Source organism: Marinicella marina (assembly GCF_030065545.1).
GTDB classification, from domain to species: Bacteria; Pseudomonadota; Gammaproteobacteria; order Xanthomonadales; family Marinicellaceae; genus Marinicella; species Marinicella marina.
The window spans coordinates 96,670-111,883 of sequence record NZ_JASJNC010000010.1 but is presented as its reverse complement, the minus strand read 5'-3'; the positions used below and the strand labels follow the sequence as shown (position 1 = coordinate 111,883).

Annotated in this window: 14 protein-coding genes; 7 read left to right on the top strand and 7 right to left on the bottom strand. The window is 44.2% G+C overall.

Annotated elements, in window-relative coordinates; translation table 11 throughout:
- Positions 1-23 precede the first annotated feature (23 nt).
- A complete protein-coding gene (locus QNI24_RS14460) occupies positions 24-2,009 on the bottom strand; it encodes an SDR family oxidoreductase (RefSeq protein ID WP_267177207.1) in 1,986 nt (661 codons plus the stop codon).
- A gap of 81 nt (positions 2,010-2,090) precedes the next feature.
- Between QNI24_RS14460 and QNI24_RS14455 the strand changes: the two genes are divergently transcribed.
- Together QNI24_RS14455 and QNI24_RS14450 are read left to right on the top strand one after the other, a co-directional pair.
- On the top strand, positions 2,091-2,348 hold the full coding sequence (locus tag QNI24_RS14455) for an acyl-CoA-binding protein (RefSeq protein ID WP_267177208.1): 258 nt from the start codon (positions 2,091-2,093) through the stop codon (positions 2,346-2,348).
- 21 nt (positions 2,349-2,369) lie between these two features.
- Positions 2,370-2,996: a TetR/AcrR family transcriptional regulator gene (locus QNI24_RS14450; protein WP_267177209.1), complete on the top strand. Its 627-nt coding sequence runs from the start codon at positions 2,370-2,372 to the stop codon at positions 2,994-2,996.
- 12 nt (positions 2,997-3,008) lie between these two features.
- Here QNI24_RS14450 and QNI24_RS14445 read toward each other — a convergent pair whose 3' ends face one another.
- The 5 genes from QNI24_RS14445 to QNI24_RS14425 form a co-directional block, all read right to left on the bottom strand.
- Positions 3,009-4,610 carry a hypothetical protein gene (locus QNI24_RS14445; protein ID WP_267177210.1) on the bottom strand — a complete coding sequence of 534 codons (1,602 nt, stop codon included), beginning with the start codon at positions 4,608-4,610 and terminating at the stop codon, positions 3,009-3,011.
- Positions 4,607-6,154 (bottom strand): hypothetical protein, encoded by a 1,548-nt coding sequence (locus QNI24_RS14440; RefSeq protein WP_267177211.1) that lies wholly within the window; start codon positions 6,152-6,154, stop codon positions 4,607-4,609. Before QNI24_RS14440 ends, QNI24_RS14445 begins: the two co-directional genes overlap by 4 nt.
- 41 nt (positions 6,155-6,195) lie before the next feature.
- Positions 6,196-7,749: a hypothetical protein gene (locus tag QNI24_RS14435; RefSeq protein WP_267177212.1), complete on the bottom strand. Its 1,554-nt coding sequence runs from the start codon at positions 7,747-7,749 to the stop codon at positions 6,196-6,198.
- Between the two features lie 61 nt (positions 7,750-7,810).
- Positions 7,811-8,866 carry a saccharopine dehydrogenase family protein gene (locus QNI24_RS14430; RefSeq protein WP_267177213.1) on the bottom strand — a complete coding sequence of 352 codons (1,056 nt, stop codon included), beginning with the start codon at positions 8,864-8,866 and terminating at the stop codon, positions 7,811-7,813.
- The gene (locus QNI24_RS14425; RefSeq protein WP_267177214.1) at positions 8,863-9,675 is read right to left on the bottom strand and encodes an SDR family oxidoreductase; all 813 of its coding nucleotides are present in this window, start codon (positions 9,673-9,675) and stop codon (positions 8,863-8,865) included. Before QNI24_RS14425 ends, QNI24_RS14430 begins: the two co-directional genes overlap by 4 nt.
- A 77-nt stretch (positions 9,676-9,752) precedes the next feature.
- Here QNI24_RS14425 and QNI24_RS14420 point away from each other — a divergent pair, with 77 nt between their 5' ends.
- From QNI24_RS14420 to QNI24_RS14400, 5 genes are all read left to right on the top strand, one after another.
- Positions 9,753-10,931: an acyl-CoA dehydrogenase family protein gene (locus QNI24_RS14420; protein ID WP_267177215.1), complete on the top strand. Its 1,179-nt coding sequence runs from the start codon at positions 9,753-9,755 to the stop codon at positions 10,929-10,931.
- On the top strand, positions 10,928-11,623 hold the full coding sequence (locus QNI24_RS14415; RefSeq protein ID WP_267177216.1) for a TetR/AcrR family transcriptional regulator: 696 nt from the start codon (positions 10,928-10,930) through the stop codon (positions 11,621-11,623). Before QNI24_RS14420 ends, QNI24_RS14415 begins: the two co-directional genes overlap by 4 nt.
- Positions 11,620-12,621 (top strand): phosphotransferase family protein, encoded by a 1,002-nt coding sequence (locus QNI24_RS14410; protein WP_267177217.1) that lies wholly within the window; start codon positions 11,620-11,622, stop codon positions 12,619-12,621. Before QNI24_RS14415 ends, QNI24_RS14410 begins: the two co-directional genes overlap by 4 nt.
- A 41-nt stretch (positions 12,622-12,662) precedes the next feature.
- Positions 12,663-13,415, top strand: a complete 753-nt coding sequence (locus QNI24_RS14405; protein ID WP_267177218.1) for a glucose 1-dehydrogenase — start codon at positions 12,663-12,665, stop codon at positions 13,413-13,415.
- A 128-nt stretch (positions 13,416-13,543) separates the two neighbouring features.
- Positions 13,544-14,773, top strand: a complete 1,230-nt coding sequence (locus QNI24_RS14400) for a DUF3011 domain-containing protein (RefSeq protein ID WP_267177219.1) — start codon at positions 13,544-13,546, stop codon at positions 14,771-14,773.
- 67 nt (positions 14,774-14,840) lie between these two features.
- Here QNI24_RS14400 and QNI24_RS14395 read toward each other — a convergent pair whose 3' ends face one another.
- Positions 14,841-15,197 (bottom strand): hypothetical protein, encoded by a 357-nt coding sequence (locus tag QNI24_RS14395; RefSeq protein ID WP_267177220.1) that lies wholly within the window; start codon positions 15,195-15,197, stop codon positions 14,841-14,843.
- Positions 15,198-15,214 lie beyond the last annotated feature (17 nt).

Below are 15,214 nucleotides of genomic sequence, written 5' to 3'. Positions count from 1 at the left end.
GATTCTATTTCAAACTTTTGTTGTTACCAGTGGACACCACGCATCAAACTGGCAAACGCCATCTGCTCTGGTGACACCTCTCTTGGTGCGCCACCTTTTTCACCTCTGGCTGCTGCCGAATCCGGGAACATATTGAAAGCCGTGTTCATCATCACTTCCATTGATTTTGGCGCCACCGCATGCATTACTTGGGCAAAAATACCCAAACGTGTAGCGACCCTTTGCGGACGTCTGATGATGGCATCTTTGATGAAAAGCGCTGACTCTTCAGGTGAAATGGTCGGCACGTTGTTGTACATTTTTGTTGGCGCAATCATAGGGGTTCTTACCAACGGCATATTAATGGTGGTGAACGCCACATTGAGGTCATTATACTCAGCCGCAGCACATCGAGAAAATGCATCCAATGCTGCTTTTGAAGCCACATAAGCAGAAAATCTTGGCGCATTGGTCAGTACCCCAATCGATGAGATGTTAATCACATGTCCGGATCTTCGCTCACTCATTCCAGGCAAAAAGCCCATAATCAGGCGCAATGAACCAAAGTAATTCAAATCCATGGTGCGTTCGAAATCATGAAAACGATCGTATGATAAAGCGATTGAGCGACGGATTGAGCGTCCAGCATTATTCACTAATATATCCACACCGCCTAAATCTTTGAGCACTTCCTTAACCAGCTTGTTGGCCGATTTTTCATTGGCTATGTCCGCGGTGTAAGAAGACACTTTTGCGCCCCGCTTTTTCAAGGCTTTGGCAGTTTCATCTAATTTTTCTTGTCCACGAGCCACAATAATCAAATGGGCACCAGCATCAGCCAACATTTCAGCCACAGCCAAACCAATGCCAGAAGTGGCACCAGTGACCATGACGCGTTTGTCTTTAACGCGTCCTGTGAGGGACTTGTCTATGAACAAGTCCGGATCCAGATTTCTCTCCCAATAATCCCACAAACGCCAAGCGTATTTCTTCAGCTTAGGTAATTTAATACCTGACCCTTTCAGGGCTTTTTGTGTTTCACGGTCATCAAATCGAGTTGGATAATTGATGAATGTCAGGATGCCTGGTGGAATTCCCAAATCTTTAAATACTTGTGAGCGAATGCGCTTAACCGGTGACAGCATCATCAATCCTTGTTTCACAGCACCTGGAATAAAATTAAAAATTCTTGCATCCACACGCATGTTCATCTGCGGCGCATTAGCTGCTTCCGCAAAAATATTCAATACATTACCGATGCGCTTGGGATTTGAATCGGTGATATGAAAGCAGCCACCGTCTAAACCTTTCTGATGCGAAATGTGATCCAACACATCAACCACATAATCTACCGGCACCATATTTAACCGCCCACCTTCAACACCCATCATCGGCATCCATTTTGGAAAAACATTACGCATTTTTTGGATGAGTTTGAAAAAATAGTACGGCCCATCAATCTTATCAATTTCTCCGGTTTTAGAATGACCCAACACCATCGCCGGACGATAAATTCGGTATGGAATCTGACATGTGTGCCTGACCACGCCTTCTGATTCGTGCTTGGTTTTGAAGTAAGGATGATCCAATTCCTCTGCCTCCTCAAACATGTCCTCTCTGAATACCCCAGGATACATACCAGCAGCGGCAATTGAAGAAACGTGATGGAAGCATTTGGCATTGATGGCTTCAGCCAGATGTACCGCATGCGAAGTACCATCCACATTGGCTGCCATCTGCTCGTCCAAACCCGCTTTCATGTCATATATCGCTGCCAAATGATAAAAGTGCTTGATTTTGCCTTTCATCATGTCTCTGTTCTTTTTACTCACACCCAAACTGTTTTTAGTCAAGTCACCAGTGATCATATCGATGCGCTTCATCGGCGCATCCATCTCTTCTAACATTTTCTTCAATTTGGTTTTAGAACCTGAGCGAACCAACAGGTAAATGTGACCCGTGCGTGCAAAAAGTTTCTCTAACAAGTGTCTACCCAGAAAGCCTGTGGCACCCGTAATGAAATATGACATTAATTTTCTCCCGTGTTTTGATTGACCGATTTATAAAAATCGTGTCAAATAATGAGTATTCAATTTTTTGATTATCATACCATGACTGAATTAAATGATGCATTTGAGAATGCACAGATAGACGTAAAAAAATTAAGCCAACGACCCGATGACGCTACCATGTTAAAGCTTTATGCGCTATATAAACAGGGTTCAGTGGGTGATGTTCAAGGTGATAAACCAGGTTTTTTTGATTTTGTTGGCGCCGCTAAATACGAAGCTTGGGAAAAAGTAAAAGGCACTGACAGCGAAGAAGCAAAACAACAATACATCGACCTAGTTAATAAACTGTCTGCTTGATTGGGTTTCATTCAATAAACAATGAAAACCAAGGAACGTATACTGGCCACCGCATTGGTCCTCTTCAACGAGGAAGGAGAGCCCAATGTAACCACCAATCACATTGCTGATGAGATGGACATCAGTCCGGGTAACCTCTACTACCACTACAAAAGCAAAGACGACATCATCTGGCAGATTTTTCTGCAATATGAGGCCAAAATCAAATCAGTCTTAGAATCTTCTGAGTTGAACCATGCGTCGATGAAGGACATGTGGCTGTACCTCAACATGGTGTTTGAAGTGATTGTTGAATACCGCTTCCTCTACCGAAATTTAATTCAGTTGATGAATCGGATTGAGTTTCTCAAAAGGCATTTTCGTCATATCCTGGCGATGAAGTCACAAACGGCTTTGCGCATACTGGAACAGCTGCGGACTGAAGGCATCATCAAAGCAGACCAGCGAACCACTGCCAATCTGGCTGACCAGATTGCCCTGACCTCAACCTTCTGGCTGAACTATTCAGTGGCTATTTTTGATGACAGTTTCGATGAACAGAAGAAACTGTCACATGGTATTTTTCACATCCTGCAAATGATCACACCATTCCTGGATGAGAAAACCCGACAATTTTTGGACGAACTGTCTGAAGAATTTTTATCTTAAAGTCATTCTAGCTCACTCTAATCTAAACAATTGAAACATTGGCGAGCTTCGGTCAATATCAAAAAATGAGTCAAAATATGAAATTGAGTCATCTGTTGTGCCAGTATAAAATCTAAACTTTTTAAAACCCATGTCAGAAAAATTGATTTTCAGGTTTCTTTCATTTTCATTTGCTGAAAAACTAGTTCCATAGCAAAAGTCATAATCTGGATATACCAGACCAGGTACTGGAACGAAGCTTTTAATACAATTTATCGAAACATTAAAATATTGATTTTCAAATATTGGTTCAGGCCGGGGAGAACAAGAAAAACCATTAGAATAGACAACAGAATCAAAATACATAGGATTGGGCGGACTCTGACATCCATTAGGGTAATCAGCAAAGATATTCCAAACTGATGAAATTGATCTCTCAGTATCCACCAGAACCCACTGACCAAATTGGGCAGGAAATGCATAAGGTTTAAGCGTAGGTTGAAAAATTTTTGTTTCAAACAATTCCACCCCAAAATTATAGTTCTGCATATACTTCGGTTCTGAACCATCTATACTGAACGTCGCCAACTCCAAGCCCTCAAGTTGAATTTCCAGCGTTTGAGGCTGCCCTTCAAAAGCAGCACTTTGTGGCGTCTCACTTTCAATCGCTGTGCCGTTATTGGGCGAAACCAACTCGGCAACCATCAGCCCGTTTTCATCAAACTGACCCGCCGCGTTTTGCCACTTCGGCTTGCCATTTTCATCGTAGCTGTAAATAATAACCACGGTGTATTCTCCCTGCGTACGCAGCACCAAACCACTGCCGTTTTTAGGGTCATCGGCTGGCCGCCAATGACCGTCATTGGGTTGCAAGCGACGATCATTTTTGAGGCGAAAAGCTTGGTATTTTGGTTCACCACCAAATGATTTTAAAGTCAAAACATTTGTTCCTATGTCAGAGGCACTGACAAATAAGTCTTGTATATCTTCAATTGTATTAACTAACTTGCATGAAGAGGGACTTGATTGATCACTAATAACGACACATTCCATTTGCCAGTTTTGAGTGCTTGGGTGACTGCTAACAAAACTGACATCTAAAAAAGGCAAAGCACCAATACTGCCTGGGTTTAATTGAGCTTCACCAAAATTCAACAAATATGAATCACCAATATTTTTATTTGCTAACACCCACTTACCGGTTAAATCTGGAAAATCAAATGTAGAAGTTGTGCCAAAATGGTTTGCCTGAATGTTTTTTTGTTCTGATTCATCAATCTGCATGGTCGCCAATTGACTGCCTTGAAACTCAAGCCTTAAACTGCTGGTCTCATTTGCAAAGAATGCCGCTTGTGGATTATCTAGCAGCAGATTCTGGCCGTTTTCTGTTTGACTTAGTTCTACCTCTAACACACCCGCCTCATCAACCACACCCGAGCCAATGTACCAAACATTCTGCCCGCTATCATCATAGGAAAAGACACTGATCAACGTGACACCATTTTGAGTGGTCAACATCAAGCCACTGCCAATCGCCGGGTCATCTTCAGTGGTCCAAAGGCCATCGGCTGGGCGTGTTTGAGCTTGTAGAAGGACGCTTATCAAAAATAGCCCAATGCAGAAGATTTTTTTCATTGCAGCATAAACATCTGTAAAAAGTTTGCATTCCTGTCCGGTGCCTCATCCGCATCGAAATACATGCGAAATTGATTCACACCTAAATCTTCGAAATATACCTTGGTGAATTTTTCTTGGCCCAAATCAGTCATCTGGCCATAACAATCTGGTGAAATCAATTCTTCGAATATCACAGTTTCACAATTGAAGGTAAAATACTCAATGGCTGATATGAAACTGTCTTCCAAAGTAGCCGAATATAATAAGAAAGGGAAAGTCGGTGGTATTGGCGAAATGACAGCCCTTGAATCAGCCAGAGAGAACACTTGAGAACCCGTGAAAGCTGTATTTTGGTTAACTAAAACCCCATGAGTTCTTGGGTAGGGAAATTGAAAAGGCTCTCCATTGACTTCGAAATGTTCGGTGGCATTGTTATCACCACCAAAATTATAGTTCTGCATGTACTTGGGCTCAGACCCATCAATACTGAATGTCGCCAACTCCAAGCCCTCAAGTTGAATTTCCAGCGTTTGAGGTTGCCCCTCAAAAGCAGCACTTTGCGGTGTTTCGCTTTCAATCGCTGTGCCGTCATTGGGCGAAACCAGCTCGGCAACCATTCGACCGTTTTCATCGAACTGACCCGCCGCATTCTGCCACTTCGGCTTACCCTGTTCGTCATAGCTATAAACCACAACAACAGTGTAATCACCTTGAGTACGCAGCACCAAACCACTGCCGTTTTCAGGGTCATCGGCTGGTCGCCAGTGACCATCGTTAGGCAACAATCGACGGTCATCACTGAGGCGAAAAGCCTGGTAGACTTGGCTGGCACTACCATCTGAAAAATTTCGTGTTAGTTGCATTTGTTTGGCCCCTAAATCATTGTCAAATACAATCAAATCATTCAAATCACTGGCCTGATCTGGAGAAAACACACAATAATTATTGCCCGAAAGGTTACTGCTGACGTCCACACAATAAATTCCCCAACCTGAAGTTTGTGGGTGAATGCTTTGATAGTTAACGGGAAAGGCTGGTGGTCGGATACCCGGTGACACAGTGACTCCAGGTTCAATATCCAACACATAAGATGAATTATTTTCTGCACTGGCTATCACCCATTTGCCAATTGGGTTAGGCACGCTGTTGCTGGCACTGATACCAAAATGATTGGATCGAATCAGTTTGGGTTCGGACCCATCGATTTCCATTGTGGCTAATTGGCTGCCTGTAAAAACCAATCTTAACCGTTTTTCAGTGGCAAGAAATGATGCAGATTGTGGATTTTCTAACAACAGGTTTTGGCCATTTTCTGTTTGACGCAGTTCTACTTCTAACACACCCGCCTCATCAACCACACCCGAACCAATGTACCAAACATTTTGCCCGGTATCATCATAGGTAAAGACACTGATCAATGTGGTACCGTTTTGGGTGGTCAACATCAAGCCGCTGCCAATGGCGGGGTCATCCTCAGTGGTCCACAAACCATCAGCTGGAGTGATTTCAGCCATCGCAAAAGGGCATAACATGAACAGAAAACAAAACAGCGTACATTTCATTGTTAATTTCTCCTTTATCAACTGGTTGTCTGGTTGACTTTTCAGTCCAGACGAATCAGTTCATAGTAATGATTTTCCTCATTCGGAAAGGGCTCTTCACCAGAGGTCAAGGTGATTTTTTTGTGGCCAAAATTGCTGTATTTTGCATGCAATGACTGCATGTAATCGCCGCCCAAATAGGCACCCCCGCAAAAATCTCTTGATGAACCATCAAAGGCCAGTTGACAGATCAACCTCACACCGTAAGGCGTCAAATAGCCGCCAGAGGTATTAAAGACTCCCTCGAACTGCAACACCCCAGGCCCAAAGTCAGATGCCTCACTGGTCAAATCAAGATTCATCGCAGAGCTCAGTTCATTGCCTCTGGTATAAAATAACCAGCGGCCTTGAGGTGAGGGAAACTCATAATCAGTGCCAGCAACCTGATAGTTTTCAGTTTTTAAACTGGGCCTACCAAAATTGATGGTTTGAATGTGTTTTGGCGCAGAGCCGTCAATACTGAATGTAGCCAGTTCTGTGCCTAACAATTGAATGGTTAAGCTTTTTTCAACCGCAGTGAAGGCCGCAGTGACTTTGCTGTCACTTTCTATTGGCGAACCACCTGAAGCACTTCTTAATGTTGTTTGAAACAAACCACTGGCATCAAAGCTGCCACTGGCAATTTCCCAACTTGGTAAACCTTGTTCATCGTAACTATAAATCACAACCACAGTTATATCACCTTGTGTCGTCATCACCAACCCACTGCCAACCTCTGGATCATCTTCTGCTCGCCAATGGCCATCACTGGGTTTTAATGTGTTACCGTAATTAATTCGTTTACCCAGAAAGGGGTTATCATCTTGATCAGTTTTCAGCACCATGGCTTCATTGCCTAGCTCGGCAAAATCAACTTTCAATGACGGCAGCTCATCAACACTGCGATCCAAGACACAGAATGATTGCGCAGCTGGCAAGGTGTTTGGCAAAAATTGATAGGGACAGCTCAAAACCCATCCGGCACTGCTGCCATGCGTGCTGGTATAGGTGCGTTGAATGAAAACACCCTCTGATGTGCTTGCATCTGCCGCCAATGACAAGATGAAAGACTCTTGACCAGTCAATTGACCGAAAGCCCAATTTCCAACCGGGTCTGGGACTGAGTAACTACTGCCATCATATAAATTGTGGTGCTCCGTTGGCCAGAATGCATGTCCAAATGTGAGTGGTTGCATGGATTTATTTTCACTGCCATCAATGGAAAAACGGGCTGTTTCAGAGCCTTCAAAATAAATCTCCAGCTGTCGAAAATCAGCTGAAAACTCCGCCGATTGTGGATTCTCAGAAAGGATGTAACTGCCGTTCATGTTCTCTCTGAGTTCTGCCGAAAACAATCCATTCTCATCAACTTGTCCAGCTGCGATATACCATTTAGGCTGCCCTTCAGCAGAGTATGTATAGACACTGAGCAAGGTGATATCACCTTGGGTTAACAACACAAAACCCGAGCCGATATCAGGGTCATCGGTGCTGCGCCAGAAGCCATCTGCTGGTTTCAAAGCAGAATGAGCCAAGTTGAAAAACGCCAACAGTAAAATAGCCAATAATAATTTCATCACTCAATCCCTTAATCTAATGGATAGACATTCTAGCAAATTGCCAGCTATTTTTCTTGTATCACTTGAGCAACTCAGTCCCTGGCAGTTTCTCGATCAAATCAGCACCCAACAACATACTGGGTGTGTGGTAGCCAGAAGCGCCCGCGCGCCTGCCCAAAAGCGCATTGGCGACATATACCGCGCCATCGGCAGTCACTTCGTAACCATTATTGACTTTGATGCGAAATGTTTTACTTTCACCCGCGGCATTTTTAACTTCACCCCATACATGGGTTTTCAGTTTGGCGCGGGTTTTTTCATCGGGCCCTTTGACTTTGTTCTCAACCCGCTTTTTCAAGAAATTCTGCACAAACCCTAAACCCAGAATGGGCTTGAACCAGTTCATTCTTTTCAGTTGTTTCACCATGCCAGGTGAGCCGGGGATATACACTTCTATATTTGGTATCTGGGTGTTGTGGTAGGCGGTTGAAACATCACCCCAAGGAATGGTCATGGCCAGTTTTTCACCATCACCAAAATCAATTTTACGGGTTTTGGCTGCCAAAGGTACCGTAACTATTTCACCGTCTTTGCGTACTTTACCGCCTTGGGGTAAAGCTTCCACTGAGGTTTTCGCTGTGCCAGGACTGAAACCTGACCGGGAGTCAAAACCCAGCGCCAGGTGCGTGGCATCAGGCATCATGGTTTTTAACGTGGCAGCGACACAGTCAGTGGGGATCACATCAAAACCAACACCAGGACACAGCACCACGCCGCTCTCTTTGGCAGCTTGGTCCAATCGCGCTGCAGCCTCAAAGACATCAATTTCACCGGTGATGTCTATATAATGTGCTTGGTTTTTCAAACAGGCTTTCATCATCACATCAGCCGTTTGTGAGAAAGGCCCTGCACAATTCAATACCAAGTCCATTTCTTCTATCAATATGTTTGATTTTTCCAAGGTTTCTATACTGAATACCTGAAAATCTAGATTGTGTTTGGCAGCCAATGCCTTGACCTTATCCCTGCTGCGACCTGCAAGCACCGGCCGCATGCCAGCACTGACTGCTTTTTCAACAATCAATTGACCTGAATAGCCAGTTGCACCATAAATCATCCACTTTTTTTTGCTCATTTAAACATCCTCTTAATCATCTTGACTTTTTGTTTGAAGAAATAGTTGGGAAACCACCTCGATAGGCGGTATTGCCATTTGGTTTGACTGTCACACAGCACCATGAATTGTTTGCGTTCGACTGCATCCAGAATCATATTAGCCACATCATCAGCAGTGTACTTAGACTTTTGCATCCAGCGATTGATTTGATTCTTGACTTTCTCATCGGTGCCATGCATTGATGATACTAAATTAGTTTTAAAAAACGCTGGGCAGACCACACTGACATGGATGTCATCATCCGCCAGCTCACAGCGCAAGGTCTCACTCAGGGCATAAACGCCTGCTTTGACCACGTTATATGATGCCACACCAGGTGCCAGCGCGATGGCTGCAAATGATGCCACATTAACAATGGCTGCATCGGAACTCTTGCGCAAGGCCGGAATAAAGGCCTGACAACCTCTGACCACGCCCATTAAGTTGATTTGCCATTGGCGTTCCCATTCTGCCTCAGTGCTGAACTCGACATTGCCTTGGGAACCAACACCGGCATTATTAACCATCACATCCACCTGACCGAACTCGGCAAGTACCAATGTTTTGAGTTGTTTCAAATTCTCACTGCCTGACACATCACAATCAAAATAGTGCGCATGTTGTCCTTGTGCCTTGATGGCTTCGACCACCTCTTGCCCTGCTTCAACCTGCACATCAGCCACTGCGATGTCATAGCCCCTGCGGCAAGCTTGAAGCGCCAAAGATTTACCCAGACCACTGGCAGCACCAGTGATTACCATTACTTTTTTATTTGTAGTATTATTCATGTTTTCATCTTATCAAGAAAAGCGAACATTTGCTCGCTTTTGTTGTATAATCAAGCAAAATTTAACCGAGGAATCGCATGTCGCAAACAGATTTTGATGCTTTTTTAAAACGCATTGATGCCATCGTAAAAAACCAAATCATTCCATTGGAACCCTTGTTGTTGACCCAACAATGGGAACAACTATACACCAAAATGGATGCCATCCGACATGAAGTTAAAAAACAAAAATTATGGGCTCCTAATTTGCCGGCATCAGTGGGCGGCATGAATTTAACCACTGAGGAGCTGGGTAAAATCGCTGAAGTCAGCGGCCAATCCCCATTAGGCCATTATTGTTTTGGCTGCCAAGCACCTGATGCGGGTAATGCCGAGTTACTGCATTTGTATGCCAATGATTTCATTAAGGAAAATTTTTTACTGCCATTGGCCAATGGCGACATCCGCAGCTGTTTTGCCATGACTGAACCAGACACGGCTGGCTCCAACCCCACCATGCTGGATGCCACTGCTGAACTGGTTGATGGCCACTGGGTCATCAATGGCAGGAAATGGTTTACCACTGCAGCCGATGGCAGTCAATTCACCATAGTTATGGCAGTCACAGAACCGGATGCACCCAAACACCTCAGAGCCAGTATGATCATTGTTCCATTGGACAATCCAGGCTACCACAACATCCGCAACATTCCAGTGATGGGCCACGAAGGCTCTGGTTATTATTCACACAGTGAAGTGGAGTTCACCAACTGTCGGGTACCTGCCAATCACTTGATTGGTGAACGTGGCCAAGGTTTTAAAATGGCACAACAACGCCTGGGACCTGGTCGCATTCAGCATTGTATGCGCTGGCTCGGCATCGCCAGAAGGTGCTTTGAAATCATGTGTAAACATGTCAAACAAAGGCAAATAACACCACAGGCCACATTGGCAGACCAGCCAGTGATACAGACCAAAATCGCTGAATCTTTTGCTGCCATGAATGCGTCACGGGCCTTGGTTTTAGAAACCGCAAAAATCATCGATGATGAAGGCTGGAGTGCCGCTAAACACCACATTTCCATGATCAAATTTGAATGCGCTAACATGTTACAATTAGTCACGGATAATACATTACAGTCCATGGGAGCGCTGGGCATGACTGATGACAGTATTGTGGCATTTTTCTACCGTGAGGAGCGTGCCGCACGCATTTATGACGGCCCAGATGAAGTTCATAAAATATCATTGGCAAAAAGCCTACTGAAACAATTTTGATCAACCTCAGCTACGAAACATTTAACCAAGACTTCAACACCTTGATTGGTGATGAGTGGTCGTGTCTTTTTGATTTAAACCATCAAAAACTCAATCTTAAAAACCGCAACATCGCCACCAAAAAATTTAAACTGATTATTGAGACGGTTTTTAAACTATCCAATGAAAAAGGCTTTCAGGCCATGACCATGCGCGACTTGAGCCAAGAATCAGGTATCAGCATGGGCGGCTTGTACAAGTATTTCAGTAACAAAACTCAAATTGTGGAAATGATTCATGCCGCCATGGTTCACATGGCAGCCACTTGTTTGCACTTAAACGATGAACACAGTGAAGACCCTATTTTTGAGTTGAACGAATTGTTAGCCCGACACATTTACATCAGTGAGCGGCTGAAAAAATGGTTTTATTTTGTCTTTATGGAAGCCAAATGCTTGGAACGTCCATTGGTCGAAACCATCATTGCTTCAGAACAAGCCATGGAAGATGCGATATTAAAACGCATCGTCAAAGCCAAACAACAGAACTTCTGCCAGTGTACCAATCCTGATTTTGTGGCTGCGATGTTAAAAGTGATGTTACAAGAATGGTACCTTAAATCATGGAAGTACATTCAGAAAGACATCAATGCCGATCAATACGTAGCCAATCTGCTACTCAGCGTATACCAATTATTGGGAGTGAAATCATGACACCTGAAGAACAGGCAAGCATCAGTCAATTTTTGGCTGCCGAACTGAACACCACAGAAGACTTTGTATTTAAAGCTTTCAAAGGCGGGGCTTCAAACCTCACATATTCGGTCAAAGCCGATCAACACGAATGGATCATGCGTACTTCACCACCTGGCACCAAAGCCAAAGGGGCGCATGACATGAACCGGGAATATCATCTTTTAAAGAAACTTCACCCAAACTTTGACCTGTGTCCAGAAGTGGTACTGTTTTGTGGTGATGAGACGATTTTCCCCAGAGAATTTTATTTGATGAAACCCATCAACGGCATCATCATCAGACAACAACTACCAGCAGTTTATCAAGACGCAGATTTAAGTCTGCTGTGTAAAGAGTTAATTGATGTTCATGTCCAGCTGCACCAAGCGCCAACCACAGAATTACAAAACTTCAACAAAGGTCCAGGTTACATAGAACGACAAATCAGCGGTTGGGTTCACCGCTACAGCCGGGTCACCCCAACCGCTGACATCGCGCAACCAGTCATCAAGTGGCTCAGCAATAACATGCCGCAGGATAACCGCGACTATACCTTGATTCACAATGATTACAAATTTGACAATGTAGTTTTTGACCCAACCAATACCCACAAAATCATCGGCGTTTTGGATTGGGAAATGACCACCATTGGAGATCCTTTGATGGATTTGGGCTGTTCTTTGGCCTATTGGTTCGAAGCCAATGACCACGAGGCCATGCAAAAAATCAGCATGATGCCCACTTATTTGGATGGCATGATGACACGCGATGAGTTAGTGCATCAATACAGTTTAAGTAGTGGTTTGACGATTGACGACTACCACTTTTATTACATTTATGGCTTATTCAGGCTGGCTGTAATTGTACAACAAATATTCTACCGTTATGAGCGTGGCCAAACAGACAACCCTGCTTTTAAGCCCATGGGTATGATCAGAGACCTGATTCTGAAACAGGCCCTTGCTCATTTGAAATAGATCCCAGAATAACAATAAACCCTAATACTTAAGAGATAACAATGACAGAATTCAAAGACAAAGTAGTGCTCATCACAGGAGCCAGTCGCGGTATCGGTGAAGCCATCGCCCACCAATTTGCCGCCCAAGGTGCTCATGTGGTGGTCTCATCCAGATCACAAGAAGGCATTGATAAAGTGGCCAACGCCATCAAAGCCGATGGTGGGAAAGCCTCTGCCATCACTTGTCATAATGGTGAGCATGATTCTAGAGAAGCACTGATCAGCCAAACAGTTGAACAATTGGGGCGCATTGATGTGATGATTAACAACGCAGCAGCCAATCCCTACTTCGGCAATGTTTTGGACATGGGTTTTGCTGCAATTGAAAAAACCATTGAAGTTAACATCGAAGGCTACTTTCACATGTCTCAACTGGCAGGCAGGGTCATGCGCGAGCAAAAATCCGGTGTGATCATCAACACTTCATCAGTCAATGGTCGCATCACCGGTTACAACCAGTCACTTTATTCGGCATCCAAAGCCGCAATTATTTCGATGACTGAATCATTCGCCAAAGAATGTGCCGCCTTTGGTATCAGAGTCAATGCGGTCTTGCCCGGTTTAACTGACACCAAGTTTGCTTCTGCGTTGACTCAGAACGATGCCATGTTGAAGATGATACTGCCACAAATACCACTGGGTCGAATGGCCCAACCTGAAGAAATTGCGCCGGCCTATTTGTTCTTGGCATCCGATGCAGCCCAATACATCACCGGCGTCTCTTTGCCTGTTGATGGTGGTTATTTGGTTTAAATAATCAAATTCCTCACTGACTAGCAAGCAACAACAAGTTAAGGCTAACTTTAAAATTGTTTACAAACTAGTCCCCACAACCCAGCAGATGGGGCTAAAATAATTGGCATTCATTGATGGAGTTAATTATGAAAAAGCATTTGATTTGGGGACTGGTTTTATTTTCAGGGTTGGTTTTTGCTGCTGATGAAGAAAAAAAAGAACTGGCCAAACTCTCAACAGAAAATAATTCAACCGAGGAACAGTTCAACACCAGTAAGAACAGCAAAAGCTGGGGCAATACCAATTACAACCGCGGTGATCGCTTTGTTTGTGAATCAAACCGCGGCCAAAGACAGCACTGTCGTGCCGACACCAACGGTGGTGTCAGGCTGATCAGACAAATCGGCTACAACTCCTGCCAAGGCAATTGGGGCTATGATTATTATGGCGTGTGGGTAACCAATGGCTGTCGCGGTGAATTTCAAATAGACCGCTATCAAGATTATTATGGCCAAGAGGATGATGTGGTGCGCTGTGAATCATACAGTTACCGCCGTCAAACCTGTGCCACCAACCTACAAGGCGCTGAGGTACAACTGATTCACCAATTAAGTAACCGCAGCTGCCGCGGCAACTGGGGTTTCAACCGCAATGAAATTTGGGTCGCCAATGGCTGTAAAGCTGATTTTCTGATCATGCGAAATAACTACGGCTCCGGATCAAACTATGGTAATGGCGTGGTTGAATGTCGCAGTTTTGGCACTAACATTGAACACTGCCAGGTGCCTGAACTGCAAAGTATTGAGTTGGTCGAGGAACTGGGTAATTCATACCGTGATTCTTGTCGCGGAAACTGGGGCTATTCAAGTCATGGCATCTGGGTAAGAAATGGCTGCCATGCCCGCTTTCAAGTGGTTGAATACGAATCTCGTAATGATCGACCCAACTACCCAAATAACCAAGGCCGCGAAGTGGTTTGTGAATCTAATTACAGCCAAGTTCGAACCTGTCGTGCCGATACCTCTGGACGCGTGGAGTTTGTTCAACAGTTATCCAACACCAGCTGTGACCAACGCTGGGGTTATGATACCAACGGCATTTGGGTCAAAGATGGTTGTCGTGCCAGGTTCATGACTTACCCTGGCAATGCCGGCATTGTTAACCAGCCTCCCCAACGTGAATCATTCAACATCAAGTGTAAATCACGCAAGAACAAAGTCAAAATATGTGACACCGATGGGCCCTTTCGTGATGTTGAATTCAAACGCGAAATCAGCAAAGGCAAGTACCCCTGCGAAGGTAATTGGGGCATCAACCGACAAGGTCAATTATACGTGACTAACAACTGTTACGCTGAATTCAGAATACACAAGTAATTTCGGTTGATTAATACACAAAAAACCCGCCAATCATTAAGCGGGTTTTTTTATACCTTAACACGCCTCATTGATGAGACATACGGGCGTTGTGCCAGTAAACCCAAGTCAACAAGACCGGTATGATTAACTCCTTCAGTGGAGCAGCGTATCCGAGCAAACTATTGAGGCCTGACAAGTTGGCATACAGAAAACCAATCAAAGTAAAAATAGCCAGCCACATAGAGACCAATCCCACGCGCTTGAACATGATCACCAGCATCAATGAAAAAATAAGCCACAAACGCACTGAATTTTCATAAGACCAACTTAAAACGGCGGCGGCAGCATCATCTTCGGACACCAAGCCAGCATAAATTTTAAAGGTGTGATAAATGATCAAAAAGGTGGCCAATAGCCATATGATTAAGTGGTTTTTTTGCATTTAATTTCTCTTGATTT